Below are 1,141 nucleotides of genomic sequence, written 5' to 3' on the forward strand. Positions count from 1 at the left end.
TTGTCGGAGGAAGGGCTTTTTTGCAAAGGTCTCAAGCAATCATGGCGGAAAGCAAGGAAGAATCCCTGAAACACCTCAACACCTACCTCTCCGGCTGGTACGAAGGCAACCGAAAAATCGGTAATCTCCTGATTGATACACATTTGAATCAAGATCCCAAATATGGGGGCTATATCGGCTACTGGAGCTTTGAATCCGCCGCAGTCGCCTATTTAAAAGACTTGGACGAGACCTCCCTGCGGCAGTATCTGTACTATCCTAAAGATATGGTGGACTGGGCGCGGGAGCAGAAGCTTAAGCACGAGTAGGAGTAATACGGCAAGGGTGGATTGATATGAAGAAAATCGTTTTATTATTCTTTATTTATAGTAGTTTCGCTATGGCAGAACAAAATATTTTTCCTGTTCATGAAGTGCAAAATTTGTTGGGTTATGGGCAGTTAGAGTTTTTAAAGCGAAATAAAAAAAAATATTTTTATGCGCTATACAATGAAAAATAAAGGAATAAAAACATATTCCTTACAAGATGGCTGTTATCAAAAAGATAAAGTAGATAATTGTGTATCTGAAATGGTTTATCTGGAATCTTCACCTGATGGCAAGTATTCGATATTTATGCATATAGAAGGAGGCATGGTAGAGGATTTGGAAGAAAATTCTTCGCATTACCATGAAACTAATAATATTTTGATTTTAAATCATAAAAGCGGGTGTTTGGTTATGGCGCCTTCTAAATACTACGTTAATTGGAAAGGAAAACATACCTTAAGTGATGGGGATGGAGATAGAGATATTGATTTAAATAAATATTTTAGAGGAATACCTATATTTTATAGAAATAATAAATTGGATGCGGAAAATTATTATGGCGTGGATAATGTAAATAGTTGCCGTAAATTTCAATTGTAAAAATTACCTTCTTATTGGTGCTATCCAGCAAGCGTAGATTGAATTGAAAGTCTGTTATCGAGGTCGTCTGAAAAATTGAGGATTTCTGTTTTCAGACGACCCTTCGTCAAGTGGATACAGATTCAGGATAAACCGACCCGTAGCGTGGGCTTCACCCACGACCTTCCGCCCGAACATCCGAATCTAATCATCTCTGTTCATTCGTGGGTAGAACCCACGCTACGGGCGGCTGG

At 38.7% G+C, this 1,141-nt stretch carries 3 protein-coding genes; all 3 read left to right on the forward strand.

All coding sequences use genetic code 11. From position 1 onward, the window contains the following. On the forward strand, nucleotides 1–308 hold a 308-nt coding region (locus tag HMPREF3050_RS00830; protein ID WP_141758372.1), incomplete at its 5' end, for a PoNe immunity protein domain-containing protein. A 26-nt stretch (nucleotides 309–334) separates the two neighbouring features. Continuing rightward, nucleotides 335–499, forward strand: coding sequence for a hypothetical protein (locus tag HMPREF3050_RS14960; protein ID WP_246830196.1), 165 nt, complete (start codon nucleotides 335–337; stop codon nucleotides 497–499). Then, entirely contained in the window at nucleotides 477–908 is a 432-nt protein-coding gene (locus tag HMPREF3050_RS00835) for a hypothetical protein (protein WP_246830197.1), read from the forward strand. The genes HMPREF3050_RS14960 and HMPREF3050_RS00835 overlap by 23 nt, the downstream gene beginning before the upstream one ends. Nucleotides 909–1,141: the final 233 nt, after the last annotated feature.

Source organism: Neisseria sp. HMSC065D04 (assembly GCF_001815675.1).
Taxonomy (GTDB): domain Bacteria; phylum Pseudomonadota; class Gammaproteobacteria; order Burkholderiales; family Neisseriaceae; genus Neisseria.

Bases quoted from the DNA above. Each gene is read 5' to 3' on its own strand.
- HMPREF3050_RS14960 (WP_246830196.1), top strand. From the start codon at position 335: ATGAAGAAAATCGTTTTATTATTCTTTATTTATAGTAGTTTCGCTATG.
- HMPREF3050_RS00835 (WP_246830197.1), top strand. From the start codon at position 477: ATGCGCTATACAATGAAAAATAAAGGAATAAAAACATATTCCTTACAA.